Annotated in this window: 16 protein-coding genes and 1 tRNA gene; 3 read left to right on the plus strand and 14 right to left on the minus strand. The window is 65.6% G+C overall.

Annotated features, from left to right (window positions below):
- Positions 1-73 precede the first annotated feature (73 nt).
- The 9 genes from ACFFJK_RS06160 to ACFFJK_RS06200 all read right to left on the minus strand — a co-directional run bounded on the left by ACFFJK_RS06160 (position 74) and on the right by ACFFJK_RS06200 (position 9,164).
- Entirely contained in the window at positions 74-1,120 is a 1,047-nt protein-coding gene (locus tag ACFFJK_RS06160) for an L-threonylcarbamoyladenylate synthase (RefSeq protein ID WP_379678292.1), read from the minus strand.
- Positions 1,121-1,122: 2 nt separating this feature from the next.
- Positions 1,123-2,322 (minus strand): 5-(carboxyamino)imidazole ribonucleotide synthase, encoded by a 1,200-nt coding sequence (locus ACFFJK_RS06165; RefSeq protein ID WP_379678293.1) that lies wholly within the window; start codon positions 2,320-2,322, stop codon positions 1,123-1,125.
- A 6-nt stretch (positions 2,323-2,328) separates the two neighbouring features.
- Positions 2,329-2,826, minus strand: coding sequence for a 5-(carboxyamino)imidazole ribonucleotide mutase (gene purE, locus ACFFJK_RS06170; RefSeq protein ID WP_379678294.1), 498 nt, complete (start codon positions 2,824-2,826; stop codon positions 2,329-2,331).
- A 4-nt stretch (positions 2,827-2,830) separates the two neighbouring features.
- Positions 2,831-3,727 carry a phosphoribosylaminoimidazolesuccinocarboxamide synthase gene (locus ACFFJK_RS06175; RefSeq protein ID WP_379678295.1) on the minus strand — a complete coding sequence of 299 codons (897 nt, stop codon included), beginning with the start codon at positions 3,725-3,727 and terminating at the stop codon, positions 2,831-2,833.
- A 381-nt stretch (positions 3,728-4,108) separates the two neighbouring features.
- Positions 4,109-5,173 carry a class II fructose-bisphosphate aldolase gene (gene fba / locus ACFFJK_RS06180; RefSeq protein ID WP_379678296.1) on the minus strand — a complete coding sequence of 355 codons (1,065 nt, stop codon included), beginning with the start codon at positions 5,171-5,173 and terminating at the stop codon, positions 4,109-4,111.
- A 19-nt stretch (positions 5,174-5,192) separates the two neighbouring features.
- Positions 5,193-6,653: a pyruvate kinase gene (pyk, locus tag ACFFJK_RS06185; protein ID WP_379678377.1), complete on the minus strand. Its 1,461-nt coding sequence runs from the start codon at positions 6,651-6,653 to the stop codon at positions 5,193-5,195.
- Positions 6,654-6,727: 74 nt separating this feature from the next.
- Entirely contained in the window at positions 6,728-7,933 is a 1,206-nt protein-coding gene (locus tag ACFFJK_RS06190) for a phosphoglycerate kinase (protein ID WP_379678299.1), read from the minus strand.
- A 141-nt stretch (positions 7,934-8,074) separates the two neighbouring features.
- On the minus strand, positions 8,075-8,410 hold the full coding sequence (locus tag ACFFJK_RS06195; protein WP_379678300.1) for a branched-chain amino acid transport AzlD family protein: 336 nt from the start codon (positions 8,408-8,410) through the stop codon (positions 8,075-8,077).
- Positions 8,403-9,164: an AzlC family ABC transporter permease gene (locus ACFFJK_RS06200; RefSeq protein ID WP_379678301.1), complete on the minus strand. Its 762-nt coding sequence runs from the start codon at positions 9,162-9,164 to the stop codon at positions 8,403-8,405. Before ACFFJK_RS06200 ends, ACFFJK_RS06195 begins: the two co-directional genes overlap by 8 nt.
- Positions 9,165-9,382: 218 nt before the next feature.
- Here ACFFJK_RS06200 and ACFFJK_RS06205 point away from each other — a divergent pair, with 218 nt between their 5' ends.
- The 3 genes from ACFFJK_RS06205 to ACFFJK_RS06215 are packed head-to-tail and all read left to right on the plus strand — an operon-like array spanning position 9,383 to position 11,200.
- Entirely contained in the window at positions 9,383-9,577 is a 195-nt protein-coding gene (locus ACFFJK_RS06205) for a zinc-finger domain-containing protein (protein ID WP_379678303.1), read from the plus strand.
- Between the two features lie 41 nt (positions 9,578-9,618).
- Complete coding sequence (locus ACFFJK_RS06210) at positions 9,619-10,608, plus strand: YheT family hydrolase (protein ID WP_379678305.1); 990 nt, start codon at positions 9,619-9,621, stop codon at positions 10,606-10,608.
- A 4-nt stretch (positions 10,609-10,612) separates the two neighbouring features.
- Positions 10,613-11,200, plus strand: coding sequence for a DUF2946 family protein (locus ACFFJK_RS06215; RefSeq protein ID WP_379678306.1), 588 nt, complete (start codon positions 10,613-10,615; stop codon positions 11,198-11,200).
- Positions 11,201-11,426: 226 nt separating this feature from the next.
- Here the strand turns inward: ACFFJK_RS06215 and ACFFJK_RS06220 are convergent, their stop codons facing one another.
- From ACFFJK_RS06220 to ACFFJK_RS06240, 5 genes are all read right to left on the minus strand, one after another.
- On the minus strand, positions 11,427-12,011 hold the full coding sequence (locus tag ACFFJK_RS06220) for a 50S ribosomal protein L25/general stress protein Ctc (protein ID WP_379678307.1): 585 nt from the start codon (positions 12,009-12,011) through the stop codon (positions 11,427-11,429).
- A gap of 479 nt (positions 12,012-12,490) precedes the next feature.
- Entirely contained in the window at positions 12,491-13,441 is a 951-nt protein-coding gene (locus tag ACFFJK_RS06225) for a ribose-phosphate pyrophosphokinase (RefSeq protein WP_379678308.1), read from the minus strand.
- A 144-nt stretch (positions 13,442-13,585) separates the two neighbouring features.
- A tRNA-Gln gene (locus ACFFJK_RS06230) sits at positions 13,586-13,662 on the minus strand.
- Positions 13,663-13,735: 73 nt separating this feature from the next.
- Positions 13,736-14,629: a 4-(cytidine 5'-diphospho)-2-C-methyl-D-erythritol kinase gene (gene ispE / locus ACFFJK_RS06235; RefSeq protein WP_379678379.1), complete on the minus strand. Its 894-nt coding sequence runs from the start codon at positions 14,627-14,629 to the stop codon at positions 13,736-13,738.
- Positions 14,630-14,642: 13 nt separating this feature from the next.
- On the minus strand, positions 14,643-15,245 hold the full coding sequence (locus ACFFJK_RS06240) for an outer membrane lipoprotein LolB (RefSeq protein ID WP_379678309.1): 603 nt from the start codon (positions 15,243-15,245) through the stop codon (positions 14,643-14,645).
- Between the last annotated feature and the right edge of the window lie 74 nt (positions 15,246-15,319).

Here is a 15,319-nt window from a genome sequence, read left to right on the forward strand (position 1 = left end):
AAAGAAGTGGTTTTTTAGCACTGAAATGTGGCAGAACGCCCCTTAAGACAGGCGTTCTGCCCGGGCCGCATGCTCAGGGGAGTGGTTCGCGGTTGAGCAGGCCGTGCACGATGCCGGTCGAGCCGTGGGCCGCGCGGCGCAGGCGGTCGTTCACCCCCAGCCAGGCGCCTCCCGAGGGTGGCGCTTCGACCAGGATCACGTCGGCGCCGTGGCCATCCATGGCGCGCAGGGCCGCGTACAAGGCATGTGCAAAACCGTCCGGGGTGGCCGGCAGGCGCAGCGCGGCGTGGGTTGCCGGCTTGTCGGTGAGCGGTACATCCGAGTAATGGATGAGCGCCACTGTGCGCCCTGCCCCCGCCAGTTGCGCCAGCGTCTGGCGCAAGGTGGCGCTGTCCTGCATGGCCACCGGCGTGTGCGGGGCGTAATGCGACTCGAGCGTACCGGAAGCGCGCGGGGCGGCGATGTCGGGCGCAGCCGGCGCCTGGTCGATCACCGCGGCGATGGCGTCGGCGCTGATGTGGCCCGGGCGCAGCAACACCGGGCCGTGCGTCGCCAGGCGCGACAGGTCGACGATCGTCGATTCGATGCCGACCTGGGAGGCTCCGCCGTCGAGCACCATGGCCACCGTGCCGTCCTGGCCGAACTCGTCGCGCACGTGCTGGGCCAGGGTCGGGCTGACGGCCCCGAACTTGTTGGCCGAAGGCGCCGCGACGCCGCCCTTGCCGCCCTTGAAGGCGCGCAGCAGCGCGATCGCCACCGGATGCGAGGGGCAGCGCAGGCCGACCGTGTCCTGGCCGCCGCTGACCGCGTCCGGGATATGCGGCGCGCGTTTCAGGATCATGGTCAGCGGACCGGGCCAGAAGGCATCGGCCAGCGCCCGGGCTTCGCGCGGGATGCCGGCCGCCCAGTAGTCGAGCGGCGCTTCGGGCGCGAGGTGCACGATGACCGGGTGGTCCTGCGGGCGGCCCTTGGCGGCATAGATGGCCGCAACCGCCGCCGGGTTCTCGGCGTCGGCGCCAAGGCCGTACACGGTCTCGGTCGGGAAGGCGACCAGCGCGCCGCTTTCCAGCGCGCTTGCGGCCGCGTCGATGGCGGCCTGGTCGAGGTCCTGCTTGTCCATGCTCACTCCGGAATGCCCAGGATCGTACAGGCTTCGCGCAGGCTGGCCTGTGCTTCGGCGAGCGTGGGCGCAACAAACGTGACGTGGCCCATCTTGCGCGCGCGGCGCGGGTCGTCCTTGCCGTACAGGTGCAGGTTCGCGCCCGGCAGCGCCAGCACGCGGTCCCATGCCGGTTCACGCGGCACGTCACTGCCGCCCTCGAACCAGACATCACCCAGGATGTTGAGCATCACGGCCGGCGAATGCTGGCGCACGTCGCCCAGCGGCAAGCGCGCCATCGCGCGCACCTGCTGCGCAAACTGGCTGGTGACGCAGGCATCGATGGTGTAGTGGCCGCTGTTGTGCGGGCGCGGCGCCATCTCGTTAACGACCAGGGTGCCGTCCTGCAGGACGAAGAATTCGATGCACAGCACGCCGACGTAGCCCAGCTGGTCCACGATCGCGCGCGCCGCATCCTGCGCCTGCTTCGCGCAGGCTTCAGAAACGTTCGGCCCCGGCACGGTGGTCGTGAACAGGATGCCGTCGCGGTGCACGTTCTCGGCGATCGGGTACACCACCGAGACGCCGTCATGGCCGCGTGCGGTCAGCACCGACACTTCATAGGCCAGCGGCAGCATCTTCTCCAGCAGGCAGGTCACGCCGTTCATCGCGTCGAACGCGGCGCGCACGTCCTCGCGGGTACGCACGCGCACCTGGCCCTTGCCGTCGTAGCCCATGCGCACGGTCTTCAGGATGCCCGGCAGCAGGCCGTCGTCGATGGCGTCGATGTCGGCGTGCGAAGCGATGGTCTTGTGCGGCGCCGGCATCACGCCGGAGCGCGGTGCGCACTCCACGAAGAAGCGCTTCTCCGCGATGCGGTCCTGCGCGATCGACACGCAGGACGCGCTTGGTGCCACGAAGCTGCGCTCGCCCAGCCAAGCCATGCTGTCGGCCGGGACGTTCTCGAATTCGGTGGTGACGGCCACGCAGGTCTGCGCCAGTTCGGCCAGGCCCGCGGGGTCGGTATAGCTCGCCGTGATCAGGCGCTCGGCGACCTGCCCGGCCGGGCAGTCCTTGCCAGGTTCGAGCACGGCGACCTTGTAGCCCATCGCCTGGGCGGCGTGGGCGAACATGCGGCCGAGCTGGCCGCCGCCCATCACGCCGAGCCAGGCCGAGGGATTGGCGGTGGGCAGAGATACTTGCTTGACTGCGGAATCACTCATGCTGCATCAGACGGGAAGGGTCATGGCCTGGGCGGCCGCGGTCTGTTCACGGCGGAAGGCCAGCAGCTTCTGCGCCAGCGCCTCGTCCGTGGCAGCCAGGATCGCCACCGCGGTCAGGGCGGCATTGGCGGCGCCGGCCTCGCCGATGGCGAAGGTCGACACCGGCACGCCTTTCGGCATCTGCACGATCGACAGCAGCGAATCCTCGCCGCGCAGGTACTTCGAAGGCACCGGCACGCCGAGCACCGGCACGATGGTCTTGGCGGCCACCATGCCCGGCAGGTGGGCGGCGCCCCCCGCCCCGGCGATGATCGCGCGCAGGCCGCGCTCGCGTGCGGTCTGGGCATAGGTGAACATCTCGTCCGGCATGCGGTGCGCCGAGATCACCTGCGCTTCGAAGGGCACGCCGAACTGCTTCAGCACGTCGACCGCATTCTTCATCACGTCCCAGTCCGAGGACGAACCCATGATCACGCCAACGAGAGGTTTTGCTTGTTCACTCATCTGCTTACGCCTTCAGCTTCTCGCCGGTGAGGCGTTCGATGGCTTCGAAATACTTGGCCTGGGTCTTCTCGATGACGTCTTGCGGCAGGCTTGGCGCCGGCGCGGTCTTGCCCCAGTCGGTCAGGGTCTCGAGGTAGTCGCGCACGAACTGCTTGTCGAACGACGGCGGCGACATGCCCGGCGCGTACGAGTCGGCCGGCCAGAAGCGCGACGAGTCGGCGGTCAGCACTTCATCCATCAGGTGCAGGGTGCCGTTGTCGTCCAGGCCGAATTCGAACTTGGTGTCGGCGATGATGATGCCGCGCGTGGCCGCGTATTCGGCAGCGGTGGTGTACAGCTGGATGCTGATGTCGCGCATCTTGGCGGCCAGCTCCTTGCCGATGCGGTTTTCCATCTCTTCGAAGGAGATGTTCTCGTCGTGTTCGCCGATGTCGGCCTTGGCGGCCGGGGTGAACAGCGGCTGCGGCAGCTTGTCGGCCTGGCGCAGGCCGGCGGGCAGCTGGATGCCGCAGACGGCGCCGCTTTCCTGATAATCCTTCCAGCCCGAGCCGATGATGTAGCCGCGTACGACGGCTTCGACCAGGATCGGCTTGAGGCGCTTGGCCACGACCGCGCGGCCGCGCACCTGCTCCACTTCGCTGGGCGCGACGACCGATTCCGGCGCGACGCCGGTCAGGTGGTTCGGCACGATGTGGCCGAGCTTCTCGAACCAGAAGTCGCTCATCTGGTTCAGCACCATGCCCTTGCCGGGAATCGGCTCGTTCATGACCACGTCGAAGGCCGACAGGCGGTCGGTGGTGACGATCAGGATCTTGTCGTCGCCGACAGCGTAGTTGTCGCGTACCTTGCCGCGGCCGAGCAGTGGCAGGGACTGGATGGTGGATTGGTAGAGGCTGTTCATAGATGGGATATCAGGGAAACGGGACCGGGGAATGTGCCGGTCGATGGGTCAGGTCTGGGGGTGGCCTGGGCCAGTGCGTAATTTTACGTCAATTCGGCAAAGACCACCGGCCCTTGCTCCGTCGCTCCCGCGAAGGCGGGAGCCCAATTTTGTGTAAAGGCCGACTTCGAATGCACTCATTACTCCACTGAAGACCGTCGCACCGGCGCAGGCCGGTGCCCAGGTTTCTCCGTGATTTGGTGCAGTAACGGTGTCGGTGTGCTGGCGAAATTGGATCCCGGCCTGCGCCGGGATGACGTTGATAAGAGGCGGTGGTAAAGCTTGATACGTGAGTCCTGCTGTGCAGCGTACTGAAATCCGCTGCACAGCCCTACTTCAGATTTACTGCACGATCTGCGCCAGCTCGCCCGCCTTGTAGCGCTCGGCCATCTTCTCCAGCGGGATCGGCTTGATCTTGGCGGCCATGCCTTCGCAGCCGAAGGACAGGTAGCGCGCCTTGCAGATTTCGGTGGCGGCTTCGCGCGCCGGCTTGAGGTAGTCGCGCGGGTCGAACTTCGACGGGTTCTGGAACATGTACTTGCGGATCGCAGCGGTCATGGCCAGGCGGATGTCGGTGTCGATGTTGATCTTGCGGACACCGTGCTTGATGCCTTCCTGGATCTCTTCGACCGGCACGCCGTAGGTTTCTTTCATGTCGCCGCCGAATTCGCGGATGATCGCCAGCAGTTCCTGCGGCACCGACGACGAGCCGTGCATCACCAGGTGGGTGTTCGGGATACGGGCGTGGATTTCCTTGATGCGGTCGATCGCCAGGATGTCGCCGGTCGGCTTGCGGGTGAATTTATAGGCGCCGTGCGAGGTGCCGATGGCGATGGCCAGCGCGTCGCATTGCGTTTTGGCCACGAAGTCGGCGGCCTGGTTCACATCGGTCAGCAGCTGCTCGCGGGTCATGGTGCCGTCGGCGCCGTGGCCGTCTTCCTTGTCGCCTTTCATCGTTTCGAGCGAACCGAGCACGCCCAGTTCGGCCTCCACCGTCACGCCGATCGAGTGCGCGAACTTCACGACTTCACGCGAGACTTCCACGTTGTATTCGTACGAAGCAACGCTCTTGCCGTCGGCCTCCAGCGAACCGTCCATCATCACCGAGCTGAAGCCCGAACGGATCGCGGCCATGCAGACCGCCGGCGACTGGCCATGGTCCTGGTGCATGACGACCGGGATGTGCGGGTAGGCTTCGACGGCGGCGTCGATCAGGTGGCGCAGGAAGGCTTCGCCTGCATACTTGCGGGCGCCGGCCGAGGCTTGCATGATGACCGGGCTGTTGGTGGCGTCGGCGGCGGCCATGATGGCCTGCACCTGTTCCAGGTTGTTGACGTTAAAAGCCGGCAGGCCGTAGCCGTTTTCGGCGGCGTGGTCCAGCAGTTGACGCAGCGATACGAGTGCCATGGTTGATTACTCCAAACAATTAAGAAACTATTTCGTCCAGCTCGCCCACGCGCACGATTTTGAGCGCATTGGTGCCGCCGGCCTGGCCCATCGGTGAGCCCCAGGTCACGACGATCAGGTCGCCCTTGCGCACCATGCCTTCGCGGATCAGGACCTCTTCGGCCTTGCGCAGTACGGCGTGGCTGCCCCCTTCCTGCAGAAGGTGGAATGCTCGCACGTTCCGGTACAGCGACGCCTTGCGCTGCGTCGTTTGCAGCGGGGTCAGTGCGAAGATCGGCGTGTCGATCGAGTGGCGGCTCATCCACAGCGCGGTCGAGCCCGATTCGGTCAGCGCCACGATCGCCTTCACCTTCAGGTGGTGCGCCGTGAACAGGGTGCCGTAGGCAATCGACTGGTCGATGCGGGTGAACTGGACATTCAGGAAATCTGCGTCCTGCTTGTTGTATTCGGATTGTTCGGCCTCGAGGCAGATGGCGGCCATCATCTCGACCGTCTCGACCGGGTACTTGCCCGATGCGGTCTCGGCCGAGGTCATCACGGCGTCGGTGCCGTCCAGCACGGCGTTGGCCACGTCCGACACTTCGGCGCGGGTCGGCACCGCGTTGACGATCATCGACTCCATCATCTGGGTCGCGGTGATCGCCAGCTTGTTGGAAGCGCGCGCCATCTTGATCATGCGCTTCTGCAGCGCCGGTACCGCCGCGTTGCCCACCTCGACCGCCAGGTCGCCGCGCGCGACCATGATGCCGTCCGAGGCGTCCAGGATTTCCTGCAGCACGGGAATCGCCTCGGCGCGCTCGATCTTGGCGATCATCATCGGCTTGTGGCCGTAGGGTTCGCCGGCGATGTTGGCCAGCTGGCGCGCCATTTCCATGTCGGTGGCGTTCTTGGGGAAGGAAATGGCCAGGTAGTCGGCCTGGAAGCTCATCGCGGTCTTGATGTCTTCCATGTCCTTTGAGGTCAGGGCCGGCGCGGTCAGGCCGCCGCCCATGCGGTTGATGCCCTTGTTGTTCGACAGCTCGCCGCCGACCTTCACGGTGGTGCAGATCTCGTGGCCGACGACCTTGTCGACGATCAGCACGATCAGGCCGTCGTTGAGCAGCAACTTGTCGCCCGGCCTGACGTCGCGCGGCAATGCCTTGTAGTCGAGGCCGACACGTTCCTGGTTGCCCAGCTCGCCGTTCTCGCCCCATTTGGCATCCAGGATGAACTTGTCGCCATTGTTCAGGAAGATCTTGCCTTGCTCAAACTTGCCGACGCGGATCTTCGGCCCCTGCATGTCGGCCATGATCGCCACCTCGACGCCGCATTCGGCGGCAGCGCGGCGCACCAGCGCAGCGCGGTCGATGTGGTCCTGCGCCTTGCCGTGCGAGAAGTTCAGGCGCACGACATCGACGCCGGCACCGATCATTTTGACGAGGATATCGAAGTCGGTCGACGCCGGGCCGATGGTAGCGACGATCTTGGTGGCGTTGTACATGGGACGCGCAGCTTGCATGGGTGTGAAATCCTTGGTTCTGAAAGAGAAGCGCAGCCCCCGGGGCTGCGCTGACATTACTTGGCGTTACGCTGGAGCAGGATCTCGACTGCCGGCAGGGTTTTCCCTTCCAGGAACTCGAGGAAGGCGCCACCGCCGGTCGAGATGTAGCCGATCTGGTCGCCGATGTCGTACTTGGCAATCGCCGCCAGGGTGTCGCCACCGCCGGCGATCGAGAAGCCATTCGACTGGGCGATCGCCATGGCCAGCGTCTTGGTGCCTTCGGCGAACTGGTCGAACTCGAACACGCCCACCGGTCCGTTCCAGACGATGGTGCCGGCCTTGGCGACCTGCTCGGCCAGCATGGCGGCGGTCTTCGGGCCGATGTCGAGGATCATGTCGTCATCAAGCACGTCCGCCACGTCTTTCACCGTCGCAGCGGCGTTCGGGCTGAATTCCTTGGCGCAGACCACGTCCACGGGAATCGGCACCTGGGCGCCACGCGCGGCCATCATGTCGATGATCTGCTTCGCTTCGCCAAGCAGGTCGGCTTCGTGCAGCGACTTGCCGATGTTCAGGCCGACGGCCTTCATGAAGGTGTTGGCGATGCCGCCGCCGACGATCAGGTTGTCCACCTTGCCTGCCAGGCTCTGCAGGATCGACAGCTTGGTCGACACCTTCGAACCGGCCACGATGGCCAGCAGCGGACGCTTCGGCTGGCCCAGGGCCTTGCCCAGCGCGTCGAGTTCGGCCGCCAGCAGCGGGCCGGCAGCGACGACGGGAGCGAATTTAGCGATGCCGTGGGTGGTGGCTTCGGCACGGTGCGCGGTGCCGAAGGCGTCGTTCACATAGACGTCGCACAGCTTGGCCATCTTCTCTGCCAGCTCATCGTTGTTCTTCTTTTCACCCTTGTTGACGCGGCAGTTTTCCAGCAACACGACCTGGCCCGGCGCAACATCCACGCCATCGACCCAGTTCTGCTTGAGTTCGACCGGCTGGCCGAGCAGCTCGGACAGGCGCGCGGCGACCGGCGCCAGGCTGTCTTCCGGCTTGAACTCGCCCTCGGTCGGACGGCCCAGGTGCGAGGTGACCATCACGGCGGCGCCGGCCTTGACTGCGGCCTGGATCGCCGGCACGGAGGCGCGAATACGGGTGTCTTCGGTGATATTGCCAGCGTCATCCTGCGGTACATTCAGGTCGGCGCGGATAAAGACGCGCTTGTTCTGCAGCGCATCGCGGTCGATCAGGTCTTGCAAGCGGGTGAAACTGAGAACGTCGTCCATTGGCTTTTCAACAGTGAAATAGTGAAAAAACGTCATTGTACATGAGCGCACCTCGAAAAACCGTTGCAAACGGCAGCTGTGCGGACCACCGGCGGCACCCTCGATTTGCATGCGGGGCGCAGCAGCCTTGCCGGGCTTTGGCTAGGCGGAAGGGCCGAAAAGGCGCAGTAGCGTGAAGGCGCCCATCCCGAACAGGATGGTCAGCAGCATGCTGCGCCGCCACAGGTAGAAGGCCAGGGCCGCCAGGCCGGCGAGCAGCTTGGGATTGGCCAGCGTCAGCTGGGCCTGGCCCTGCGTATCGATCAACAGGTCGGGCCCGATGATGGCGGCGAGCGCGCAGGCGGGCGCATAGCGCAGCATCTCCTGCACCCGTGGCGGGATCGTCACCCGGTGGCCGATCAGCCAGAACGAACTGCGGGTGGCGGCGGTGGCCACGCACAGCACGCCGATGGTGACCCAGATTTCCCAGTCAGCCATGCTTGACCTTCCTCTTGGCGAAGGTCTCTTCGACCGTCATCGCGGTGGCCATGCCGACCACGACGGCCAGCAGCAGGCCGAGCTTGTACGGCAGGCCGTGGGCCAGCACCGAGACCGCGAGCGCCACCACCACGCCGCACAGCGCCGCATTGTTGATGATCAGCGGGACCATGATGCAAAGGATCGCCAGCGTGCCGGCAAAGCCCAGCCCCCATTCGGAAGGAATGGCGCTGCCCAGGAAGATGCCGACCAGCGAACCGGCCTGCCAGGCAAACCAGTTCGGGTACATCAATCCCTTCAGGTACGAAAGCTTGCCGGCGACGCGCTCGGCGGTCGGATAGCGCTGCAGGAACATCGCCACGGTCAGGTCGCCCGAGACATAACCGAGCAGGAAGCGCTGCTTCCAGGGCAGGTGCGAAAAATGCGGGCCGAGCAGCGCGGAGAAGATGACGAAACGCAGGTTGACCACCAGCGCGGTGGCGAAGATGACCCAGATCGGGGCAGCGGCCGCGATCAGTGGGAGTGACGCGAGCTGGGCGGAACCGGCGAACACCAGCAACGTCATGCCCACTGCCTGCGCGGCGGTGAGCCCGCTCTTGACCATCGCGATGCCCACCACCAGGCCCCAGGCGCCGATGCCGAACAGGGTGGGCAGGCCGGTCTTGAAACCCTCTCGCCAGGCAGCGGAGTCGTGCGCCTCGGGCATGTCCGTTGCGGCCGGATGGGGCCGGCCAGGCGGCTCGGCCTGGCTCATGTGGTTTTCCTGCAACTGCCGCGACGGGCAGATGCGGCGACGGGCTTGAAACGGTCGGGCATGAAACGCATGTAAAGGGGCGACGCGGGCTGGCACAGGAAACGGCAAGCGCGTCGGCTCGATTGTGATCAGCCTGATATTCTACCGATCATTTCGGTATGCAGGGTGAATCCGGTAGAATCGTGTCTTTGTCCAACTTTCGCTTGACGGAGAACCAGATGAACCAAAAGACGATGCCCGTGGTGGAGCTCGAGGCCAAGGACCTGCCGGCGCATTGCCCGAATCCGGCCATGCCGCTGTGGTCCTCGCACCCGCGCATCTTCCTCGACTTCGACCACCACGGCGAAGCGAAATGCCCGTACTGCGGCACCCAGTACCGCCTGGCGCCGGGTACGGTGATGAAGCACCACTGATCTGCTCTCCCGCGGTGCGGCTCCGGCCGCACCCCACTCGCATGCACTATCGCGCGCCTGCCTGGCTGCCCGGCGGCCACCTCCAGACCATCTACCCGGCGACCTGCGTTGCCAAGCCCCCGGTCGCCTACCGGCGCGAGCGCTGGCCGAGTCCCGATGGCGACTTCATCGACGTCGATTTCGTCGACGGCCAGCCGGGCAAGCCGCTGGTGGTGCTGTTCCACGGGCTGGAAGGCTCCTCCGACAGCCATTACGCGCGTTCGCTGATGGCCATGCTGCGCGAACGCGGCTGGTCGGGCGCGGTGCCGCACTTTCGCGGCTGCTCGGGCGAAGCCAACCTGATGCCGCGCTTCTACCATTCCGGCGATGCCCTGGAAGTCGACTGGATCGTGCGCACGCTGCACGCGCGTGCCCCGGGCCCGGTGCTCGTGGCGGGCGTGTCCCTGGGCGGCAATGCCTTGCTGCGCTGGCTGGGCGAATCGGGCCACGGCGCCGGGATTGTCGAGGCGGCCTGCGCCATCTCCGCCCCGCTCGACCTGGCGCGCGGCGGCGAAGCGCTGTCGTCCGGTTTCAACATGCTGTACACGCGCATGTTCCTGCAAACCCTGAAGCCGAAATGCCTGGCCAAGCTGGAACGCTACCCCGGCCTGTTCGACCGCAAGGCCCTGCTCGGCGCACGCGACCTGTACGCGTTCGACAACGTGGTGACGGCGCCGCTGCACGGCTACCGCGACACCGACGACTACTGGCACCGCGCCAGCGCCCGCCACGTGCTGGACGCCATCACGGTGCCGACCCTGGTGCTCAACGCCCGCAACGATCCCTTCCTGCCGGGCGCGCATTTGCCGCAAACCGCATCGCAGGCCGTGACGCTGGAGTATCCTGACGAAGGCGGCCACGTCGGCTTTGCGGTCGGGCCCTTCCCCGGCCGGATCGACTGGCTGCCGCGCCGTATCCTGCATTTCTTCGACGAGCTTGCCGGTACGCCTGCATTGCGCGCGCCCGCCGCTTACGAACCATGCGAAGCTTGAGACTATGGACGACATCGTAAAACAGGCAATGGCCAAGTGGCCGAACGTGCCGCACTGCTATGGCTGGCTGGCGCTGGATGCGCGCGGCAACTGGCGCATGCGCGACGAAGCGGCCCAGCGCGCGAATGCGCCGGGCGACAAGCTGACCAATGCGGCGCTGGTCGGTTTCATCAACCGCAACTACGGGCACGACGACAAGGGCCGCTGGTATTTCCAGAACGGTCCGCAACGGGTATACGTGAACCTGGAAGCGACGCCTTTCATCGCGCGCACCGATCCCGTGCAGGGCTTCGTGCTGCAGACCGGACAGGCGCTGGCTCTCCCGGACGAGGTGTTCATGACCGATGCCGGCGCGCTGGTGCTGCAGGCCGGCGACGTCGTGGCCCAGCTGGACGACCGCGACGTGGCGCAGGTGCTGGCCCGCATGGAGCTCGACGGCCGGCCCGCTTCGATCGAGGCGATCATGGCCTGGCTGGAGGACGATGCCGCCGAACTGGTGCTGCCGGTGGCGGAGCGGCGTGTGCGCGTGGAGCGGCTGGCAACGGAAGCCCTGCCGCGCCGCTTCGGCTACGTGCAGCTGCCCGGCACGTAGGGCGGCGCTGCCGCGCTGCTCCGGCGACCTGCGGCCCGCATCCGTGCATTGAACGCGGGGGCGGCAAATATGGCGCGGACCTGCGCCATGCCAGGTGGAGCCGCCCACCTACGAAAAGCAAACACTGCTAGACAAAACCACGGCGGTTCTGGAAACAAAAAACCCGCCGGACAAGCCTCGGCGGGTTTTTTCCTGCACGCCGCTTGCGCGGCTTGCGAAGGAGGTATTACTGGGCAGCTTCGGTCGAAGCGGCGCCGCGCGGGATCGAGGTGGTCACCAGGGTCAGGTTCTGGCCGTGGGTCAGCGCGGTCACGCCTTCCGGCAGGGTCAGGTCGTTCACGTGGACCGACTGGCCGGCTTCCAGCTTGCTCAGGTCGACTTCGATGAACTCCGGCAGTTTGCCCGGCAGGCAAGCCACTTCCAGTTCGTTCGCCACGTGCGAGATGACGGCGCCGCTCAGCTTGACGGCCGGCGAGATCTCGGCGTTGACGAAGTGCAGGGTGACCTTGGTGTGGATCGGCTTCGAGGTGTCGACGCGCTGGAAGTCAGCGTGCAGGACCAGTTGCTTGTATGCGTGCATCTGGAAGTCGCGCAGCAGGACTTGCTGGGTCTGGCCTTCGATTTCGAGGTCCAGGATCGAACCGTGGAAAGCTTCTTTCTTGAGCGCGTGGAACAACGCGTTGCCGTCCAGGGCGATCAGTTGCGGGGCTTCGGCGCCACCGTAGATGATGCCCGGGGTTTGGCCGGCGTTGCGCAGGCGGCGGCTCGCTCCGGTCCCCTGCTGAGTGCGGTTGAATGCGACTACTTTCATGTGAAACTCCAAAAATAAACGGGTCCGAATGCCAGCGCTATTGCACCAGCCCGGTAACCCAGTGGTGACCGCCCCCGCGACCAGGGGCAGTCGTGAACGAGCGCCATACCGCGCGCTCAAGAAATCGATATTCCCGGCACCGCCGGGAATATCGTCCCCGCGCAGGCGGGGACCCAAGTTCCATTACCTCCGGCACCGCCGGGAATATCGTCCCCGCGCAGGCGGGGACCCAAGTTCCATTATTCCCGGCACCGCCGGGAATATCGTCCCCGCGCAGGCGGGGGCCCAAGTTCCATTCCCCCCGGCACCGCCGGGAATGTCGTCCCCGCGCAGGCGGGGACCCAAGTTCCAATACCCCCGGCACCGCCGGGAATATCGTCCCCGCGCAGGCGGGCACGACATATGTACTTGTCCTTGATACGTCAACGGCGCGCCGGCTGGATCAGCCAGGCGCGCCGTGAAAACAGCGTTCTGTTGCTTTAGTCGACGAACAGCGACATCACCGAGTCGCCCTTCACGATGCGCTTGAAGGTCTCGGCCAGCAGCGGTGCGGCGGTCAGCTGGCGGATCTTGGTGCAGGCGGCGCCGGCTGCGCTCAGCGGGATGGTGTCGGTGACGACCAGCTCGTCGAGCGGCGAATTCTGGATACGGTCGATGGCCGGACCCGACAGCACCGGGTGCGTGCAATAGGCGACGACTTTCTTGGCGCCGCGCTCCTTGAGCACTTCGGCGGCCTTGCACAGCGTGCCCGCGGTGTCGACCATGTCGTCCATGATCACGCAGTTGCGGCCTTCGACCTCACCGATGATGTTCATGACTTCCGACACGTTCGCCTTCGGGCGGCGCTTGTCGATGATCGCCAGGTCGCAGCCGAGGCGCTTGGCCAGTGCACGGGCGCGGACCACGCCGCCGACGTCGGGCGAGACGACCAGCAGGTCGTCGTAGTTGCGCTTTTGCAGGTCACCCAGCAGCAGCGGCGATGCGTAGATGTTGTCGACCGGGATGTCGAAGAAGCCCTGGATCTGGTCGGCGTGCAGGTCCATGATCAGGACGCGCTCGACGCCGGCTTCTTCCAGCATGTTGGCAACGACCTTGGCCGAGATCGCGACGCGCGCCGAGCGCGGGCGGCGGTCCTGGCGGGCGTAGCCGAAATACGGGATGGCGGCGGTGATGCGGCCGGCCGATGCGCGCTTGAGCGCGTCGACCATCAGCATCAGTTCCATCAGGTTGTCGTTGGTCGGTGCGCAGGTCGATTGCAGGACGAAGACATCCTTGCCGCGCACGTTCTCGTTGATCTCGACCATGACTTCGCCGTCCGAGAACTTCGAAACGACTGCTTTTCCGAGAGGAATGCCGAGGTTCTTAGCGACCCCCTCTGCTAGTGCCGGATTGGCGTTGCCGGTAAAAACCATCAGGTTTTCGTAAGCCATGGAGGGAGTCCCAAGAGATAAACGTTGACACTGGAAAAACAATCAGCCGGATGTACCGGCTGATTAGCTTGTGCGGTTCGCGAAGAGCGCTGCACCGCTGTTTTGACCCGCTGGAGGAATACGCCTCGACAGCCGGGAAAACTTTGGCAGGGGAACAAGGATTCGAACCTTGGAATGCCGGAATCAAAATCCGGTGCCTTAACCAACTTGGCGATTCCCCTACACGACCTGAACTGCTTGCCGTTACATTCTACGTATTTTAACGTCTAACGTCGCGACAGGCAAAATTTTATTCTACAACTCGTTGATTTGCAAGAGCGATTTCATCGGGTGACTTCCTAGCGACTGCGCTTTCCACGCTTTCCACTTTCCCGGCACCTGTGCCAGAACCTGGTCCGCATCGCGCTCGCCGGAAAACGCGCAAAACACACACGCTCCCGAGCCAGTCATCCTGGCCTCGCCGTAGCTGCCCAACCATGCCACCGCCTCTGCTACCGGCGGGAACAGGCGCTCAGCCACGTCCTGCAAATCATTTTTCCCGAAGCTCAACTGCCTGCCTGAAACAGCGAGGCTGCTGGAAAAGTCCGCTATTGTAACGGGCCTTGTGTCCCTCGTCAAATCCGGCGCAGAAAAAATTGCCGGGGTCGGCACCGACACGCCCGGCTCGACCACCACGTACCAGCAATCGGGGCCAGGGACCGGCTGCAGCGCCTCGCCGACGCCCTCGACGAACGCGGCCTGACCGAACAGGAAGAATGGGATGTCCGCCCCCAGCGGCAAGCCGACGTCCATCAGCTCCTGCTGCGTCAGCCCGGCCTGCCACAGGTGGTTGGCCGCCATCAGCGCGGTGGCCGCATCGGACGACCCGCCGCCCAGCCCGCCGCCCATCGGCAGGATCTTCTCGACCGTCACCTCGATGCCCGGCGGCAGGCGTCCATGCCGGCGCCGGTATTGCGCCTGCAGCAGGCGCAGGGCGCGCACGATCAGGTCCTGCTCTTCCGGCACGCCGGGAACCTCGTTGGTGCGCACGATGCGCTCGTCGTCGCGCAGGTCGAAATGCAGGGTGTCGCTGCGGTCGATCAGCTGGAACACGCTTTGCAGCAGGTGGTAGCCGTCGGCGCGGCGGCCGACGACGTGCAGGAACAGGTTGAGCTTGGCCGGGGCCGGGCAATGGTGCAGCGAACGCATGGAAGTCTGCACCTTAATTGGCCGCCGGATTGACGACGATGCGAATCGCCAGGTCCTGGATATCGCCTGCCGCGGCGCGCTCGGCATGGATGACGCGCGGCCTGGGTTGCGCGGCGTTTGCGTCCTGCCATTCGACGAAGCGCAGGCGCCAGCCGTCGCCCGTGGTCACGCTGTTGTTGGCCGGGGAAGCGGCAAAACGCTGCCCCCGGGCGTCGACCGCATAACCCTGCAGCCAGTCGCGCAGGCCGGACACCGGCAGCGGCCATCCCAGCGTCCGCTGCGTCAGGGCGTCAATGTCGCTGGCCGTCACCGGGGCGCGGCCGGCCTGGGTCAGCGTGGCCGCCTGCGGCGTGACGGCGATGGTCGCCAGCGTCTGGCCCAGCGGCGAGGCCAGTTCGACGTCGACGTGGCCCGGGCGCTGGTTCCAGTCGAAGTTGCCGGTCAGCGATTCGACCTTGCCATCCTTCTGGTAGTTGACCGACAGGCGGCCGTTGAGGTCGATGGTGTCGCGGTAGGCGGCAACCGGCGAGACATTGGTGCTGGTGGTGGCGCAGCCGGCAAGGGTGGCGAGCGTGGCGGCAAAGGCGAGCAGGGTCAGGCGTCGGGAGATCGGCATCGGAAATGGGAGGGTGATAGAAACGTGCGCCGGCACGCGCATGGCGGCCGGCAGGTCCGTTAAAAGCCTGGATT

Source organism: Massilia consociata (assembly GCF_042432755.1).
Lineage (GTDB): Bacteria > Pseudomonadota > Gammaproteobacteria > Burkholderiales > Burkholderiaceae_D > Telluria > Telluria consociata.

Bases quoted from the DNA above. Each gene is read 5' to 3' on its own strand.
- ACFFJK_RS06160 (WP_379678292.1), bottom strand. From the start codon at position 1,120: ATGGACAAGCAGGACCTCGACCAGGCCGCCATCGACGCGGCCGCAAGC.
- ACFFJK_RS06165 (WP_379678293.1), bottom strand. From the start codon at position 2,322: ATGAGTGATTCCGCAGTCAAGCAAGTATCTCTGCCCACCGCCAATCCC.
- purE (WP_379678294.1), bottom strand. From the start codon at position 2,826: ATGAGTGAACAAGCAAAACCTCTCGTTGGCGTGATCATGGGTTCGTCC.
- ACFFJK_RS06175 (WP_379678295.1), bottom strand. From the start codon at position 3,727: ATGAACAGCCTCTACCAATCCACCATCCAGTCCCTGCCACTGCTCGGC.
- fba (WP_379678296.1), bottom strand. From the start codon at position 5,173: ATGGCACTCGTATCGCTGCGTCAACTGCTGGACCACGCCGCCGAAAAC.
- pyk (WP_379678377.1), bottom strand. From the start codon at position 6,653: ATGTACAACGCCACCAAGATCGTCGCTACCATCGGCCCGGCGTCGACC.
- ACFFJK_RS06190 (WP_379678299.1), bottom strand. From the start codon at position 7,933: ATGGACGACGTTCTCAGTTTCACCCGCTTGCAAGACCTGATCGACCGC.
- ACFFJK_RS06195 (WP_379678300.1), bottom strand. From the start codon at position 8,410: ATGGCTGACTGGGAAATCTGGGTCACCATCGGCGTGCTGTGCGTGGCC.
- ACFFJK_RS06200 (WP_379678301.1), bottom strand. From the start codon at position 9,164: ATGAGCCAGGCCGAGCCGCCTGGCCGGCCCCATCCGGCCGCAACGGAC.
- ACFFJK_RS06205 (WP_379678303.1), top strand. From the start codon at position 9,383: ATGAACCAAAAGACGATGCCCGTGGTGGAGCTCGAGGCCAAGGACCTG.
- ACFFJK_RS06210 (WP_379678305.1), top strand. From the start codon at position 9,619: ATGCACTATCGCGCGCCTGCCTGGCTGCCCGGCGGCCACCTCCAGACC.
- ACFFJK_RS06215 (WP_379678306.1), top strand. From the start codon at position 10,613: ATGGACGACATCGTAAAACAGGCAATGGCCAAGTGGCCGAACGTGCCG.
- ACFFJK_RS06220 (WP_379678307.1), bottom strand. From the start codon at position 12,011: ATGAAAGTAGTCGCATTCAACCGCACTCAGCAGGGGACCGGAGCGAGC.
- ACFFJK_RS06225 (WP_379678308.1), bottom strand. From the start codon at position 13,441: ATGGCTTACGAAAACCTGATGGTTTTTACCGGCAACGCCAATCCGGCA.
- ispE (WP_379678379.1), bottom strand. From the start codon at position 14,629: ATGCGTTCGCTGCACCATTGCCCGGCCCCGGCCAAGCTCAACCTGTTC.
- ACFFJK_RS06240 (WP_379678309.1), bottom strand. From the start codon at position 15,245: ATGCCGATCTCCCGACGCCTGACCCTGCTCGCCTTTGCCGCCACGCTC.